This window comes from Salipiger bermudensis (genome assembly GCF_020171625.1).
GTDB lineage: Bacteria > Pseudomonadota > Alphaproteobacteria > Rhodobacterales > Rhodobacteraceae > Salipiger > Salipiger bermudensis_B.
Window position 1 is genome coordinate 195,906 of sequence record NZ_JAIUZY010000005.1, and the last position, 15,592, is coordinate 211,497.

16 protein-coding genes are annotated in these 15,592 nt (G+C 66.1%); 10 read left to right on the top strand and 6 right to left on the bottom strand.

Translation table 11 applies throughout. The features are described 5' to 3' along the window. Positions 1 to 3: 3 nt before the first annotated feature. Both secB and LCM15_RS10380 read right to left on the bottom strand, forming a co-directional pair. Positions 4 to 513 carry a protein-export chaperone SecB gene (gene secB / locus LCM15_RS10375; RefSeq protein WP_224856091.1) on the bottom strand — a complete coding sequence of 170 codons (510 nt, stop codon included), beginning with the start codon at positions 511 to 513 and terminating at the stop codon, positions 4 to 6. Positions 514 to 570: 57 nt separating this feature from the next. Continuing rightward, the gene (locus LCM15_RS10380) at positions 571 to 1,098 is read right to left on the bottom strand and encodes an FxsA family protein (protein ID WP_224856092.1); all 528 of its coding nucleotides are present in this window, start codon (positions 1,096 to 1,098) and stop codon (positions 571 to 573) included. 103 nt (positions 1,099 to 1,201) lie between these two features. On the opposite strand from LCM15_RS10380, the gene LCM15_RS10385 reads away from it, so the two are divergent. Genes LCM15_RS10385 through LCM15_RS10395 form a run of 3 tightly spaced genes read left to right on the top strand, consistent with a single transcriptional unit; the run spans position 1,202 to position 3,494 of the window. Then, positions 1,202 to 1,861, top strand: a complete 660-nt coding sequence (locus LCM15_RS10385) for a Tim44/TimA family putative adaptor protein (protein WP_224856093.1) — start codon at positions 1,202 to 1,204, stop codon at positions 1,859 to 1,861. Beyond that, entirely contained in the window at positions 1,861 to 2,904 is a 1,044-nt protein-coding gene (locus tag LCM15_RS10390; RefSeq protein ID WP_224856094.1) for a murein transglycosylase A, read from the top strand. The genes LCM15_RS10385 and LCM15_RS10390 overlap by 1 nt, the downstream gene beginning before the upstream one ends. Further along, positions 2,901 to 3,494 (top strand): Smr/MutS family protein, encoded by a 594-nt coding sequence (locus LCM15_RS10395; protein WP_224856095.1) that lies wholly within the window; start codon positions 2,901 to 2,903, stop codon positions 3,492 to 3,494. Before LCM15_RS10390 ends, LCM15_RS10395 begins: the two co-directional genes overlap by 4 nt. Positions 3,495 to 3,497: 3 nt before the next feature. On the opposite strand, the gene idi is transcribed toward LCM15_RS10395, so the two are convergent. Then, entirely contained in the window at positions 3,498 to 4,019 is a 522-nt protein-coding gene (idi, locus tag LCM15_RS10400; RefSeq protein ID WP_224856096.1) for an isopentenyl-diphosphate Delta-isomerase, read from the bottom strand. A gap of 139 nt (positions 4,020 to 4,158) precedes the next feature. Between idi and LCM15_RS10405 the strand changes: the two genes are divergently transcribed. After that, a complete protein-coding gene (locus LCM15_RS10405; protein WP_224856097.1) occupies positions 4,159 to 4,587 on the top strand; it encodes a c-type cytochrome in 429 nt (142 codons plus the stop codon). 110 nt (positions 4,588 to 4,697) lie between these two features. On the opposite strand, the gene LCM15_RS10410 is transcribed toward LCM15_RS10405, so the two are convergent. Continuing rightward, complete coding sequence (locus tag LCM15_RS10410; RefSeq protein WP_224856098.1) at positions 4,698 to 5,816, bottom strand: polysaccharide biosynthesis/export family protein; 1,119 nt, start codon at positions 5,814 to 5,816, stop codon at positions 4,698 to 4,700. Between the two features lie 193 nt (positions 5,817 to 6,009). On the opposite strand from LCM15_RS10410, the gene LCM15_RS10415 reads away from it, so the two are divergent. Continuing rightward, entirely contained in the window at positions 6,010 to 6,621 is a 612-nt protein-coding gene (locus tag LCM15_RS10415) for a sugar transferase (protein WP_224856099.1), read from the top strand. A 10-nt stretch (positions 6,622 to 6,631) separates the two neighbouring features. Here LCM15_RS10415 and LCM15_RS10420 read toward each other — a convergent pair whose 3' ends face one another. Together LCM15_RS10420 and LCM15_RS10425 are read right to left on the bottom strand one after the other, a co-directional pair. Beyond that, on the bottom strand, positions 6,632 to 7,321 hold the full coding sequence (locus LCM15_RS10420; protein WP_224856100.1) for a YjbF family lipoprotein: 690 nt from the start codon (positions 7,319 to 7,321) through the stop codon (positions 6,632 to 6,634). Continuing rightward, on the bottom strand, positions 7,300 to 9,447 hold the full coding sequence (locus LCM15_RS10425; protein ID WP_224856101.1) for a YjbH domain-containing protein: 2,148 nt from the start codon (positions 9,445 to 9,447) through the stop codon (positions 7,300 to 7,302). The genes LCM15_RS10420 and LCM15_RS10425 overlap by 22 nt, the downstream gene beginning before the upstream one ends. A gap of 211 nt (positions 9,448 to 9,658) precedes the next feature. Between LCM15_RS10425 and LCM15_RS10430 the strand changes: the two genes are divergently transcribed. The 5 genes from LCM15_RS10430 (at position 9,659) to LCM15_RS10450 (ending at position 15,520) form a co-directional block, all read left to right on the top strand. Next, the gene (locus tag LCM15_RS10430) at positions 9,659 to 10,492 is read left to right on the top strand and encodes a flagellar motor protein MotB (RefSeq protein ID WP_224856102.1); all 834 of its coding nucleotides are present in this window, start codon (positions 9,659 to 9,661) and stop codon (positions 10,490 to 10,492) included. Positions 10,493 to 10,597: 105 nt separating this feature from the next. After that, positions 10,598 to 11,896: a flagellar hook protein FlgE gene (locus tag LCM15_RS10435; RefSeq protein ID WP_224856103.1), complete on the top strand. Its 1,299-nt coding sequence runs from the start codon at positions 10,598 to 10,600 to the stop codon at positions 11,894 to 11,896. Between the two features lie 39 nt (positions 11,897 to 11,935). Next, positions 11,936 to 13,396, top strand: a complete 1,461-nt coding sequence (gene flgK / locus LCM15_RS10440; RefSeq protein WP_224856105.1) for a flagellar hook-associated protein FlgK — start codon at positions 11,936 to 11,938, stop codon at positions 13,394 to 13,396. Between the two features lie 10 nt (positions 13,397 to 13,406). After that, the gene (locus LCM15_RS10445; RefSeq protein WP_224856107.1) at positions 13,407 to 14,411 is read left to right on the top strand and encodes a flagellin; all 1,005 of its coding nucleotides are present in this window, start codon (positions 13,407 to 13,409) and stop codon (positions 14,409 to 14,411) included. After that, the gene (locus LCM15_RS10450) at positions 14,408 to 15,520 is read left to right on the top strand and encodes a flagellar basal body P-ring protein FlgI (RefSeq protein WP_224856109.1); all 1,113 of its coding nucleotides are present in this window, start codon (positions 14,408 to 14,410) and stop codon (positions 15,518 to 15,520) included. The genes LCM15_RS10445 and LCM15_RS10450 overlap by 4 nt, the downstream gene beginning before the upstream one ends. Positions 15,521 to 15,592 lie beyond the last annotated feature (72 nt).

The following is a 15,592-nucleotide window of genomic DNA, read 5'->3' on the forward strand; positions in this document are numbered from 1 at the left end:
AGATCAGGCGTCGAGCTTCTGCTCGCCGCTGGCCGCAGCCTGCCGGCGGCGCGCGATCTCGTTGCGATAGAGCGCGACGAAGTCGATCATCTCGAGGTTCAGTGGCGGGAAGCCACCGTCGCGGGTCACGTCGGACACGATGCGGCGCGCGAACGGGAAGATCATGCGCGGGCACTCGATCAGCAGGAACGGGTGCAGCTGCTCTTCCGGGACGTTCTCGATGTGGAACACGCCGGCATAGTCCATCTCGAGGATGAACAGCATCGCGTCGCTGCCCTTGGACTTCGACTCGACCTTCAGCTTGAGGATGACCTCGTACTGGTTGTCGGCCGAGCGCTTCTTGGCGTCGAGGTTCACCTGAACCTGAACGTCGGGCTGAACTTCGCCGTTGCTGCCCTTCTGGGCAAGGATGTTCTCGAACGACAGGTCGCGCACGAACTGTGCGAGAATGTTCATCTTCACCGGCGCTTGCTGCGCAGCGGCCTCACCGTTCTGGGTGGCTTCTTCTGCCATGACGTCTCACTCCTCGAAACTGGTTTGGGTATGCAATAGCAGCCCCGTGTCGGTGCCTCAATGCTTCGTCCAGCCAGACCCGGGGTGATTTGGCTTCTTGTCTTGCCCCAGTTCCGTAAATTCGCCGTCAATGACCTCGCCTTCCGCGGGACGCTGCGGCGCCTGACGCGGATCGGGCCGGGGACCGGGGCGTGGTCCGGGTTGCGGCCCCGGACGGTTGCCCATCTCGAAGCGGGTCACCCGCACGCGGCGCGAGATCTGGTTCAGCACCATCTTGCGGAAAGCCGGGGTCAGCAGCGCAAAGCCGACGGCGTCGGTGAAAAAGCCCGGCGTCAGCAGCAGCGCGCCGGCGAGCAGGATCATCGCCCCATGCGCCAGCGGCGTGGTCGGATCCTCGAGCCGCGAGAATGAGCCCTGCAGATCGCCCATCGCCCGGAGCCCCTGCGAGCGCACCAGCCAGGTGCCGATCACCGCGGTGATGACGACGATGGCGAGCGTCGGAAACAGGCCGATCAGCCCTCCGACTTGGATGAACAGTCCGATTTCGATCAGCGGCACGAGCAGAAATGCCAGAAAAAGCCACATATGCGGTCTCCCTTGCGGTTTGGCGCCGGTAGACTTGCCGGGACCCAGCCCCTACATAGGATTGCAACGACGAAACTTCCACGTTTGCGCGCATGAGGTGCCGATGAATACGCCGATCGTCCAGCTTCTGGTCCTTGCCGGGATCGCGATTTTCCTGATCCTGCGGTTGCGCAGCGTTCTGGGAACCCGCGACGGTTTCGAGAAGCCAGAGGCCCCCTCGCCCAGCCGCCGCGATGACACCGCGCGCGACTTCGAGGTCATCGAAGGGGGTCCCGATCACGATATCATCGATCACGTTCCCGAAAACAGCCCCGCCGCCGAGGCGCTGGCCAAAATGAAGCGTGCCGAGCCGTCCTTCGGCGTGGGCGAGTTCCTTTCGGGCGCGCGCGGCGCCTACGAGATGATCCTGATGGGCTTCGACAATGGCGAGATCGAGGATCTCAAGCCGTTCCTGTCGGACGAAATCTACGAGAGCTTCAGCGAAGTGATCGAACAGCGCGCCCAGCAGGGCCTCAGCATCGAGGCGCAGTTCGTCGGCGTGCGCGAGCTGTCGCTGGTCGATGCGACCTTCGACGACAGCGAGCGTCTGGCCGAGATCACGGTGAAATATGTCGGCGAGCTGACCTCGGTGGTGAAGAACGCCGCCGGCGAGGTGATCGAGGGCAGCCCGACCGCGGTGAAGCGCCAGAAGGACGTCTGGACCTATGCCCGGCGCATGGGCAGCGACGATCCCAACTGGCAGCTGGTCGCGACCGACGAATAATGCGACAGGCGATCCGTGCCGCGATCCTCGCCGGCATGGCACTGGCAGGCACCATGAGCGCGGCGGATACAGACACCACATACCGGATTCTCGAGTTCTCGGATCTCGACGGCTGGGCGGCGGACGATCACTCCGCCGCCCTTTCGGTATTTCTGGAGACCTGCGGCGACCTCGACGAACCCGACTGGCGCAACCTCTGCGCCGTGGCGCGCGAGACCGGGGACGCGAAGGATTTCTTCGAGCTGTTCTTCCGCCCGGTGCTGATCTCGGATGGCAATGACGGTCTGTTCACCGGCTATTTCGAGCCCGAGCTTGACGGATCGCTGACCGAGACACCGCGCTATCGCTACCCGATCTACCGGATGCCGCCGGAGGCGGCCGAGATCCGGCCGTGGCTCGACCGGCGCGAGATCCTCTCGAGCGACGTGATGCAGAATCGTGGGCTCGAGATCGCGTGGGTCGACGATCCGGTCGAGCTGTTCTTCCTCCAGGTGCAGGGCTCGGGCCGCGTCCGCCTCCCCGACGGGCGGCATTTGCGCGTGGGCTATGGCGGCGCCAACGGCCATCCCTACCGGTCCATCGGCAAGGAACTGATCCGCCGCGGCACCTTCGATCCGCATCAGGTTTCGGCGCAGGTGATCAAGAACTGGGTGCGCAGCAATCCGTTCGACGGCGAGGACCTGCTCTACCACAACCCCTCCTACGTGTTCTTCCGCGAGGTCAGCGAAGTGCCCGCCGAGCGCGGACCGCTCGGGGCCATGAACCGCTCGATCACCAAGATGCGCAGCATCGCGGTCGATCCCGCCTACACTCCGCTCGGCGCGCCGGTCTGGATCGAGAAGGCCGGCGCCGAGCCGTTGCACCGGCTGATGATCGCGCAGGATACAGGCTCGGCGATCAAGGGCGCGCAGCGGGCCGATATCTTCTTCGGCACCGGCGATGCGGCGGGCCGCCGGGCGGGCGAGATCATGGACCCGGGCCGTCTCGTGGTGCTGCTGCCGATCCAGCGCGCCTATGCGCTGCTGCCGGAATCGGTGCTATGAGAAAGCGGCGGCTGCGACCCGAGGAGCTTGAGCTGTGGCAGCAGGTGGCCCGGTCCGCCGAGCGTCTGCCCGGCCAGAGGCCCCTGCCCGATCCCGAGCAGGCCGAGGGAAAGCGCCCGCCGCGCAAGACCGCGCCGCCCAAGGACCCCCTGCCCGCCTTCGATCTTGGCAGCCGGTCGCAACCGGCGCCCGAGCATCACGATTTTCTCGGCACCACGTCGGACCGGCTGTCGCGCGATCCGGTTCGGATGGATTCCAAGGCCTTTACCCGGATGAAGCGCGGCAAGCTGGTCCCCGAGGCGCGCATCGACTTGCATGGCATGACCATCGATCAGGCCCATCCCGAGCTGATCCGCTTTATCCTGACCGCGCAGACCCGTGGTCTGCGGCTGGTGCTGGTGATCACCGGCAAGGGGATGCGCGAGGACCCTCACGATCCGATGCCACGGCGGCGCGGCGTGCTGAAGACGCAGGTGCCGCAGTGGCTGCGCCTGCCGCCAGCGGCGCAGGCGGTGCTTCAGGTCTCGGAGGCCCACAACCGGCACGGCGGCTCGGGCGCCTACTACGTTTACCTGCGCAAGCGGCGCTGAGGGTCAGAGATCCGGGAGGATCTGCTCGGAATGCTGGTCTAGGTAGATCCGCAGCCACGGGGTGAAGCGCTCGGCCTCGTCGCGGGTCTGGCGATGCAACTCGTGAAGCGGCACCCATGCGGTGTCCATGACCTCATCCGGGTTGGGCGTGATCACGAGCGTTTCGGGGGCGTGCCCGACGAAGATATCGACCAGCTCGTGTTCGATCATGCCGCCGCCGACATCGGCGCGGTATTCGACCTGCCCGCGCGGCGCGAGCGGGATGCCGTCGATCCCCAGCTCTTCGCGCAGGCGGCGGGCGGCGCAGTGCAGTGCGCTCTCCTCCCAGTGCGGATGGGTGCAGCAGGTGTTCGCCCAGAGACCCGGCGTGTGATACTTGCCAAGCGCCCGGCGCTGGATCAGCACCGCGTCGCCGCGCAGCACGAAGACCGAGATGGCCTTGTGCCGCAGGCCCCTGAGATGGGCCTCGAGCTTGTCGACGGGCCTCAGCGTGCCGTCGACCCATGCGGGGATCTGGTCGGTCATGGCCCTTCTTTCCAATGGCGCGCCGATGGCGTCAAGCTGGCTCTGCCATTTCGTCGCATGTGACGGGACGCGCTATTGTTGCGCTCGGTTCCCCTGCGCTAGGTCTTGGACCGGAAAGACGTCACGGGAGACAAGTTCCATGAAATTCAAGATAGCCACGGCCCTCGTCGCAGTCACTCTTGCGGGCAGCGCGGTTGCTCAGGAGGCCGGCGATGCCGCCGCCGGCGAAAACCTGTTCGGCAAGCGCTGCCGCTCCTGCCACATGATCGTGGACGATGCCGGCGCGACCATCGTGAAGGGCGGCCGGACCGGGCCGAACCTCTACGGCGTGATCGGCCGGGAGGCCGCCTCGGTCGAGGACTATCGCTACAAGAAGTCCATCGAGGAAGCCGGCGAGAAGGGGCTGGTCTGGGACGAGGCCTCGTTCGAGGCCTACGTTCAGGACCCGACCGGTTTCCTGCGGGACTATCTCGACGACAAGGGCGCGCGCTCGGGCATGACCTTCAAGCTGCGGGAAGGCGCGCCCGACGTCTATGCCTACCTCGCCTCGCTCACCGGCGAGAAGTGACCTGACCGACCTCGATGCCGATGGGCGGACTCAGGTTCGCCGGAGGCTGCACAAATGAGAAAGGGCGCATCCGAGGATGCGCCCTTTGCTGTGTCAGAAGGTTCGACCCGTCAGTTGCCGAGCGTGCTGAGGTCCTGGCTCAGGCCGAAGGCGGTGCCGATCAGCGAGAACAGGGTCCGGGCCTGGCTCAGCGGAGCCTCGGTGGCAAGCACGGTGTCGCCGGGGTTGATGCGGAACTTGCGCGCCGCGAAAAGTCCGTCGGCCGAGGTCAGGTCGAAGGCGAAGACGACCTGCTGCATCCTCGGGGCGCTGCCATCGGAGCGCAGCTGGTGCACGTCGTATTCGCGCAGGACCAGCACCCCCTGCGGATCGGCGCGGCTATCCGCGAGACCGCCGATGAGAGCCACCGACTCGATGGCGCTGAGCTCGTCCTTGGGGAAGTCGATCAGCGCTTCGACGCCCGAGGCCCCGATCGCCGAGAAGGTCTTGCGGTCTTCCTCGATGATGACCGTGTCGCCCGGCATCAGTAGCGTGTTGCGGGTGCCGTTCTCGAGCAGGTCCTCGACCGAGGTCTCGTAGGTGGTTCCGCCGCGCAGCAGGCGCACCCGCGGGTTGTTGAGGGAAGGGCTGACCCCGCCGCCATCGGCGATCAGCCCGAGGATCTTGTAGTTGCGGGACGGCATCGGATAGGCGCCCGGGCGGCTCACCCCGCCGACCAGTTCGATCGAGTTGCTGCGCCCCTGTTGCAGGCTGAGCTGAACTTGCGCCGACGGGGCGATCTGGATCAGCTTCTCCTGAATGCGGGCGCGGGCGGATTGCGGCGACAGCCCGCGAACGAAGACCTCGTCGACATAGGGCACGAAAACCGCGCCGTTCGGGCCGACCTCGACCCCGGTCAGCGCCGCGGATTTCTCGGCGGCCCCGGCCAGCAGCGAGTTCTCCTGGCTGTCCCAGATCGTGATATCGAGCTTGTCGCCGGTCTGGATTACGCTGGAATTGGCCCCCTGCGAGGTGCCGGGCCAGGGATATTCGTTCTTCCAGCCGGTGCGCGGCCAGCTTGCGATCATCGGCAGGTTCGCGCGGGTGACTCTCAGCGCCTGGAACGTCGGGTTTTCAACGTCGTATTCGCTGACGATCTCGGCCTGCAGCGCGGCGCCGCGCGGCAGTTGCGAGCACGCCGCGGTCACGAGTGCCAGCAGAACGGCGAGAATGATGTGTGGTCTTGGCAATACAGGGTCCCTCGGAAAACCTTTGGTCGTATCTCGGATCTTCTTAGCGCTTCGGCCCGATGCTACACAATCTTCTATCCTCGAAATTGCTCTTCGGACAGGCCAACTTGACAGTTTCAGAGATCCCCGGGCCAGACAGGCAAGATCCTTCCGATCGCAACGGGGGCAAGGGCGCGGCCAGGGAGTGGGTGTTTTGAGTTTTGCCAAGCGTGGGGTCGACATCTGTCTCGCGGCGGTGCTGATCGTCATCCTGTTGCCGGTGATCGTGGTCATCGCGCTTCTCATTCTCTGGCGCGATGGCGCGCCGGTGCTCTATCTCTCCGAACGCATGAAGACGCCCGACGAGGGCTTCCAGCTCTGGAAGTTCCGCACCATGACAAGCGACACGCAGGACAGCGGCGTGTCGGGCGGTGACAAGACGAGCCGGATCACCGCGACCGGACGGGTTCTGCGGCGCTATCGCCTCGACGAACTGCCGCAGCTCTGGAACATCCTGCGCGGAGATATCAGCTTTGTCGGCCCGCGTCCGCCGCTGCGCCGCTATACCGAGATGTTTCCCGAGCTCTATGCCGAGGTGCTGAGAGCGCGCCCCGGGGTGACCGGGCTGGCGACGCTGGCGTTTCACCGCACCGAGGAGCGGCTGCTGGCGGGCTGCCGGAGCAAGGAAGAGACCGAGGCGGTCTATTGCCGGCGCTGCGTGCCGCGCAAGGCGCGGCTCGATCTCATCTATGCCCGGCGGCGCAGCCTGTGCTTCGATCTGCGACTGATGCTGGCCACGGTGATCCGGCGCCTGCCGCTGCACTGAGCCCTTCGGCTCAGCGCTGCAGCATCTGCATCGCGACGTAGCCGAGGTTCTTGCCCAGCCACTGCCGCGAGGCGAGGATCTCACCGCTGCCCGACACCTTGTAGTAGTCGACGAAGGGCGGGCCATCGGGGCTCTCGCAGGCCGCGACCATCTCGGTCGCGCTGTCCTGAACGAGGCCAATCGCGATATCGACCGTGGCATCCGGCTCGACGCCGCAGCGGTAGGTGACGACCTTGGTCACCGACTCCGGCGTGAGGTAGCGCTGGACATAGGTGACCTGACCGGCGCGGCGTCCCCGCACCAGCGCCAGCAGCGCCTCTTCCTCGGACGACATCAGGTCGCCGCTCAGACCGCGGGTGCCGGTGATCATGCCGTGACGCATGGTGACGGACTGGCGTTCGGGGTTTGCGAAGGTCTCGTAGGGGCGGTTCTGTTCGATCCGGATCATCAGCGCCTGCGAGCCCCGGTCGGGAACGCCGAAGAACGCCACGGGCAGGTCCGTCGCCGAGAGGATCTCGACGATCGCCTGCGGGGTGATCTCTCCGCTGGGCTCGTCCTGCCGCAGCGAGCCCGGCACGACCGATTGCACGGGAAACTCGAAATACGGATCGTTGCTGCAGCCGATGAGGGCCGACGCCAGCGCAAGCAGGCCGATGCGGGAAAAGGTGGTGCGCAGGTTCATCGCCAGAATCGTCCCCAAGTGTTGCTCACGTCCGGTTCGTGCCAGGTGCGGACCTGATCGTAGAGCCGCGACGAGACCTCGAGCCGCGCACCGCCGTCGCGCTGAAGCGAGCGGATGGTCTGCCGGCTGACGGTTCGCGACGGGCGGCCGGTGCCGACGCTCAGCGGGATCGCCAGAAGGATGCCCTTGTCGAAGGAGCCTTCGCCGAACTCCTCTTCGGTGACGTCGGTGAAGGTGGCAAAGGCGCCGACGCTCCAGCCATTGGCGAACTCGCGCGTCAGGGTGAAGGTCGCGCCGTAATCGCCGGCAAGGTAGCGGCCGACATCGACCTGCCCGTGGAAGCCGTTGCCGAAGGCATAGTAGCCCGAGACATGCCCGTTCACGTCCGGGATGTCGCGCTCGATGCCGGAGACCGGATCGACGGTGACGTTTTCCTCGAGGCCGAACAGACCGTCATAGGCCCGGCGTCGCACGTAGTTGAGCTCGGCGCCGAGGGCGAGCCGGCTGTCGGCGGGCTTCCACAGGACCTCGCCGGAGACACCGGCATACATCCGTTCGAGGTAGCCTACGCTGAGGCGGCTGTAGAGATCCGGGGCAGGGCGGCCGTAGTGATCCAGCGTCAGGTTCCGGATGAACGGGTCGCCTTCCTTGGCGTAGAGCCGATAATCGGTGCGGACGCGCGGCAGCAGGCTCTCGGACTCGCGGCTGATCTCGTCGAGATTGCCGATCACGCGCTTGCGGATTTCGCCGGACAGCACGAGGTTGCGACGGATCTCGTAGCTTGCGGCGGCACGAACGCCGAGATCGATGCGCAGGGGCATGTCCGGGTCGAAGCCGGAGTAGTCGAAATAGGGCGCCACTTCCCAGCTGAAGCGGGGGAACGGAACCAGATCCTCGGGGGTGCCGCGCCGGTAGGCATCGGTGATGCTGGTGCGGGCCAGCATCTCGACCGCGGCGTCATTCTCGAGCGCCTCGAGATCGCTGCGTTTCATCGTGACCGCCGACATGGGGATGCCGTTCTCGACCGGAACGATGACGAATTCCTCGACCGAGGCGGGCAGGGTGCGTGTCATCACCCGGGCGGTGCGGCCGATCGCCTGCGCCGAGGCGCCGTAGGTAGGATTGCGCAGCCAGACCGTCGCGCTGCGCGGCCGGAGCTCGACATTCACCAGCTCGAGCTGTTCGCGCTCGAGGTTGCCCGTCATGCGTTGTTCGAGGCTGCGCTCGGTGGCCTCCAGATCGGTGGTCCAGCCAAGGTCCGAGGCGCTGCCGGGGGCGCGCCGCTTGACCGGAACACCGGCCACCTCCAGCCCGCCCGGAACGCCAGTGGTCTTCGGGTTCGTCGGGAAGGTGAGCTGGACGCCGAGCGTGTCTCCGTAGGCGTAATAGAGTCCAAGCTGGGCGTTGTTGTCGAACCGGTACTGCGCCCCGAAGCTGTAGGGGGATTCGTGGTTGAACCCACCGCGTTCGCTTTCGAGCGCGTAGTCGTCGGAGGAGTATTCCAGCTCGAAGGTCAGCTTGTCGTTCGGAGACCAGCTGATGCCACCGAAGGCCGCGACATCGCCGCGGAACCAGCGATCGTAGGTCGGCACGCCGCCCTCGCCGAGGACGACCTCGGAGCGGTCTCCGAGGGTGGCGAAGCCGTTGTAGCTGCCAAGCCGGCCCCAGCCGAGCCCGCCCGTGACCTTCAGGCCCGGCGCAAGGGTCTTGGTGGCCACGACATACTCGCCGCCATAGAGACCGGTGCCGACGAAATCCTGCAGGCCGATGGCGACCGCCGGACGGAGCCGGGTTTCCCGAAGGAGCTGCACGCGGACGTCGAAACTGCGGTCGTAATAGACGCCATCGACACTAGCGGGGTGGTCGAAATTCTCGATCCCGGTGTATCGGAAGGTGCCGCTCAGCCACGGGGTGATCTGGAACGAAAGCGCCGCGCGGTTGCCGTCCCCGATGCGGCCATAGCTCAGGCCGATCGTGGCGTCGGGCGCCATCTCGGCGCTCGGCATGTCGATCAGGCCCGGCGAGCCGTAGGTGTTGTAGCTCGGAACCGTCTCGGACTGGGCAGAGCCGGTGAGCAGGAACACCGCTCCCGCCGCCGCCACGGCGCCCGCGCGCTTTGCCCGATGTGCTGTTACCGCCGCCATAAAGCCGACCCCGTGTCTTGAATGGTTTCTCGTCCCTACAGCTATTCGGAAACCGCGAGGCTGTCCATCTGCGGCGGTCTCGGCGTCTCGGGCTGTGGATTCTCGGCACGTCCAGCCGCGCCGGATGCGTTGAGAGTTTTAAATGTTAAGGCGGGCGTAACCGCTGCCCCGCTAGACCGCTCTTCGGGGTGAAAGACGAAGGTGGTGGAACATGGCGGTCGACAGCAGTGTCGCGCCGGTCATCATCAAGAAGAAGAAGGTCTCGGGCGGTGACGGGCATCACGGCGGCGCATGGAAGGTCGCCTATGCCGATTTCGTCACCGCGATGATGGCCTTCTTCATGTTGATGTGGCTGCTGAATGCGACGACGGAGAAACAGCGCAAGGGGCTGGCGGATTACTTCAGCCCGACCATCGCGATCAGCCGGGTCTCGGGGGGTGGTGATGGCAGTCTCGGGGGCGACAGCATCTTCTCCGAGAACACGCTGCCCCGGGTCGGCACCGGCGCCACGAGCCTGCGGCCGACTTCGCAGCAGGCCGCGCGCGGCGCATCCGACCCGGGCGCGGCCGACGAGACCGGCGCAAGGGACGAAGCGCTCGAAGCGGTCGAGGAGCTTCTCATGGGGCGCGGTGGCGAAAGCATGATCAGCGACACGCTGATGCGCCATATCGTGACCCGAGTCACCGACGAGGGGCTGGTGGTCGAACTGTTCGCCACCGAGGACGCGCCGCTCTTCGACGCTGACGGCGCCCCGACCGAGCTGCTGCGCGCGCTCGCGGGGGTGATCGCGGGGGTGTCGGACATGGTCACCAATCCGCTCGCGATCGAGGGGCATGTCGGGGCCTATCCGATCGTGCTCGCGCGCGATCCCTCGTGGGAGGTCTCGACCCGCCATGCCGACCGGTTCCGCGAGCTGCTGCTTTCCGAGGGGCTGGACAAGGCCCGGATCAACCGGGTCACCGCCCATGCCGACCGCGAACCCTCCAAGAGCAACCCGATGGACCCGCGCAACACGCGGCTCGAGATCATTTATCTGCGCAACTGAGGCCGGGCAGATATGCGGCAGATTTTAGCTGTTAGCTCCGGGTTAAGGCCGTGCCGTTAGGTCTGGTGGCGAGTTTCTGGAAGGTGACAGCAGAAAGGCGCGTCCATGACCATTTCTTCGTCTCTCAATGCCGGCGTTTCGGGGCTGTCGGGCAACGCCAGCCGCCTCAGCGCCATCTCCGACAATATCGCGAACTCCTCGACCTACGGGTATCGCAGGGTCGAAACGGATTTCACCGCGCTCGTGATGTCGAGCGGCAGCCAGCGGGCTTATACCGCCGGCGGCACCGCGATCGACAACCTGCGCCTCGTCGACGAGGGCGGGGCCATCGTCTCGACCAGCAACGCCACGGATCTGGCGGTGGACGGGATCGGGATGCTCCCGGTGACGGCGCAGGCGCAATTCGAAGCCACGGGCGAGCCTGATCTTCTGCTGACGTCGACCGGCTCCTTCCGGATCGACGAGAACGGCTATCTGGCAAGCGAGAGCGGCTATTACCTGATGGGGTGGCCGGCGGCGCTCGACGGTTCGATCCCGCCCTATCCGCGCGACACGATCAACGGTCTCGAGCCGGTCAAGTTCAGCCTCAGCCTCACCGGCGATCCGACCACCGCGGTCGAAATGGCGCTGAACCTGCCCGCGACGGAAACGCAGGCGGACGCGGCGGGCGATTCCGAATATCTGGAGATCGAGTATTTCGACAATGTCGGCATCTCGCAAAGCATCTCGATCACCTTCACGCCCACGGTTCCCGCCACCGGGATCTCGAATGAGTGGACGATGCTGATGACGGATTCCGCGCAGGGCGGCGCGGTGATCGGCGACTACACCATTACCTTCGACACGACGACCGGCGCCGGCGGCACGATCGCCAGCGTGGCCGACAACACCGGCGGCGCCTACGACCCCGCGACGGGCCTCTTCACCGTCAATGTCGCCGGGGGGCCGATCGAGTTCGATATCGGCGCCGCCGGCACGACCGGCGCCCTGTCGCAGCTTGGCGACAGCTTCGCGCCGATCTCGATCTCGAAGGATGGCTCCTCGGTGGGCAACATGGTCTCGGTCGAGGTCGACGAGAACGGCTATGTCAGTGCGCTCTACGACAGCGGCCAGAGCCAGGTGCTCTACCAGATTCCGCTGGTCGACCTGCCCAATTACAACGGGATGAGAGCCGTCGACGGCTCGACCTTCCGGCCCTCGCCGCAGAGCGGATCTTTCTTCCTGTGGGATGCCGGTGACGGGCCGACCGGCAGCGTGAAATCCTACGCACGACAGGAATCGGCCACCGACATCGCCCAGGAACTGACCGACATGATCCGCACCCAGCGGGCCTATTCCTCCAACGCCAAGGTGATCCAGACCGTCGACGAGATGCTGCAGGAAACCACCAACATGAAGCGCTGAGCCCGGTAACGGGATCGGTCCGTCCAGGGAGGGCACCACATGTCACTGAGCGGCGCATTGTCGAACGCACTGAGCGGACTGACCGCGAACAGCCGGTCCGCCAACCTCGTGGCCTCGAACATCGCCAACGCCACGACCGAAAGCTACGGCCGCCGGACCCTCGATCTCTCGGCCCGGACGCTGGGAAATTCCGGTGGCGTGCGGATCGACGGCGTGACCCGCAATGTCGACACCGCGGTGCTGGCGGATCGCCGGCTGTCGGATGCCCAGTCCGGCTTTGCCGACGAGATGCAGGGCTTTGCGTCCCGCATCGAGACCCTGCTCGGTCCGAGCGACAGCGAAGGATCTCTGGTCGGTCGCTTTGCGGCCTTCGAGACCGCGCTGCTCTCTGCTGCCGCCGATCCGTCGTCAGACCAGCGGCTGAAGCTGGTGGCGCAGCGGGCCGAGGATTTCACCACCATGCTGAATCAGGTCAGCGGCGAGATTAAGGAGGCACGAACCGATGCCGACCGCAGCATCGGCGCGCAGGTCAGCCGTCTCAACACCGCGTTCGGCCGCGTCTCCGAACTCAATACCGCGATCAGCGACAGCCTGCTGCGCGGCGGCGATCCCGCGTCTCTCATGGATCAGCGGCAGCGGGTGATCGACGAAATCTCGGACATCGTGCCGCTCCGCAGCGTCGCGCGGGAGAACGGGGCCGTCGCGCTCTACGCCGCCTCCGGCACGGTCCTTCTCGATCCGGAGTTCCACAGCAACCCGGTAGAGATCAGCTTCACCCCTCAGGATCCGGTCACCGCCGATTTGAGTATCGGCGGCGGCACGCTTTCGGGGCTCGAAATCAACGGCAAGCCGGTCAACAGCAGCAATGATGGCGCGCTGGGCGGCGGCATGCTCGGCGCGCAGTTCCAGATCCGCGATGTCGTTGCGCCGGACATGCAGGCGGCGATCGACGGCATCGCCCGCGACCTGATCGATCGCTTCGCCCCGGGCGGACCCGACAGTACCCTCGGGGCGACCGACCCCGGTCTCTTTACCGATGCGGGCTCTGCTTTCGATCCGCTGGACGAGACCGGGCTCGCGGGACGGATCGCGCTCAATCCCCTCGTCGATCCGGCGGGCAGCGGAACCTGGCGCCTCCGCGATGGCCTCGGCGCAGCCGTGCAGGGGCCGGTCGGAGAGGCACGCCTGCTTCAAGGATATTCCGATGCATTGGACGCACTGACGAGCCCGGCATCCGCGGCGCTCGGTCCGGGGGCGCAGACCTTTGGCCAGCATGTCGCGGATTTCCATGCCGCCATCGCCGCCGCCCGGCTGCGGGCGGATGGCGAACAGAGCTTCAGCCGCGCTCAGAACACCGCGCTCAAGGAGCTCGAACTGTCCAAAGGGGTCGATACCGACGCAGAGCTGCAAGAGCTTCTCCGGATCGAACAGCACTACGCCGCGAACGCCCGCGTGATCACCACGGTGGACGAACTCTTGCAAACCCTGATGAACATCTGAGGAGGCACCGTTGGATACCGTCGGAGATCTTGCCAGAACCCTTGTCCTGCGAACCCACCAGTCCCGGCTGAACCGCGATCTCGACCGGCTCGGCACCGAGATCGCGACAGGCTTCGTCCGCGATCCGGTGTCCCATCTCGACGGCGACGTTTCGGCGTTGGTCTCGATCGACCGGCGGCTGGCGCAACTCGAAACCTACCGGGTGAACACCGGCGAGGCCGCGTTTCTCACCGGCACCATGCAGACCACGCTCGAGGAAATCCAGACCCGCTCGGAACAGCTCTCGCAGGTGCTTCTCGCCGTCGAGTTGACCCCGAACGACGAGATGTTCCGCACGCTCTCGACCGAGGCTGGCAATGCCCTCGGCAGCATGGTGAACGGCCTCAACCGCTCCGTCGCCGGCCGCTTCCTGTTCTCTGGCACCGCCACCGATACGCCGGCGCTGATCGGTGGCGACGCGATGCTCGCCGAGTTGCAGACAGCGCTGGCCGGGGCCGTGACCGCGGCCGATGTCGAAACCGCGCTCGACACTTGGTTCGACACGCCTGGTGGCGGTTTCGAGACCGACGGCTATCTCGGGTCGACCACGTCTCTGGCGCCGCTGCAGTTGAGTGCCAGCGAAAGCGCGGGCGTTGATATTCGTGGCGACGACGTGGTGTTTCGCAACGTGATGAAGGCGATGGCCAAGGCGGCTCTGGCCAGCGACGACACGCTCGTCCTGTCCGACGCGGTCAAGGTCGACCTGATCTCGGGCGCCGCGCTCGAGCTGCAGACCGCGATCGCCAGCATGGTCGAGTTGCGGGCCGGACTCGGCACGCTGGAACAGCGGATCGAGGAGACGACCGCGCGCAACGCGGCCGAACACACCGCCACCAGCATCGCCCGGCTCGACCTCGTCGGAACGGATCAGTTCGAGACCGCCACACGATACGAGAACACCCGCGCGCAGCTCGAAAGCCTTTACGCCATCACTGTGCGGTCCTCGCGTATGTCGCTGGTGGAGTTCCTGAGATGATCCGGCGCCTGCTCGGCCTCTGCCTCGCGCTCAGCCTGGTGGTCCTGACCCAGGGTGCGGCGGCGCAGGCCGTTCGCATCAAGGATCTCGTGGAGTTCGACGGCGTTCGCTCCAATGATCTCGTCGGGTATGGTCTGGTCGTCGGTCTCAACGGCACCGGCGACGGATTGCGCAATGCCCCGTTCACCGAAGAGATCATGCAGAACATCCTCGAGCGGCTCGGGGTGAACGTCACCGGAGAACAGTTCCGGCCGCGCAACGTGGCCGCGGTGTTCGTGACCAGCCGCCTGCCACCCTTCGGACGGGCCGGCAGCCAGATCGACGTGACGGTTTCGGCGATCGGCGATGCCAGCAGCCTGCTCGGCGGCACCCTGATCATGACCCCGCTCAATGCCGCCGATGGGCAGATCTACGCCGTGGCGCAGGGCACCGTGATCGCCGGGGGCGCCAACGCCGAGGGGGATGCCGCGCGGGTGGTGCAGGGGGTCCCGACCTCGGGAATGATCCCCGCCGGCGCCCGGATCGAACGCGAGGTGGAGTTCGCCTTTGCCGATCTGTCGACCCTGCGCCTGGCGCTGCGAGAACCGGATTTTACCACTGCCGCCCGGATTGAGGCGGCGATCAACCGGCGGGTCGGGCGCCGTGCCGCAGAAATGCTGGATGCGGGTACGGTCTCGGTCAATTTGCAACAGACCGGGACCGGCTCTCCGGCGCAGGCGGTGGTCGCGATCGAGAATCTTCCGGTTGAGCCGGAACGGCGCGCCCGCGTTGTCGTGGATCAGCGCTCGGGCACAATCGTGATGGGCGAAGACGTGCGGATTTCCCGCGTTGCTGTCTCGCAGGGGAACCTGACCCTGCGCATCGAAGAGGCCCCGATCGCCGTGCAACCGAATCCATTCGCCGAAGGGGAGACCGTGATCGTCCCGCGCACCGGTGCCGATATCGTCGAGGAACCCGGGATCGGGCTGGCCGAGGTGCCGGGCGGGACGTCTCTTTCCGAGGTGATCGCCGGGCTGAACGCGCTTGGCGTCTCTCCGCGCGACATGATCGACATTCTCAAGAGCATCAAGGCCGCCGGCGCGCTGCACGCGGATTTCCTTGTGATGTAGCCTCCCGGACTTTCGGGTCTGAGGGTTTTGTTAACCGCGCCCGCGCTACCAAGACGATGACACGCGTACGTG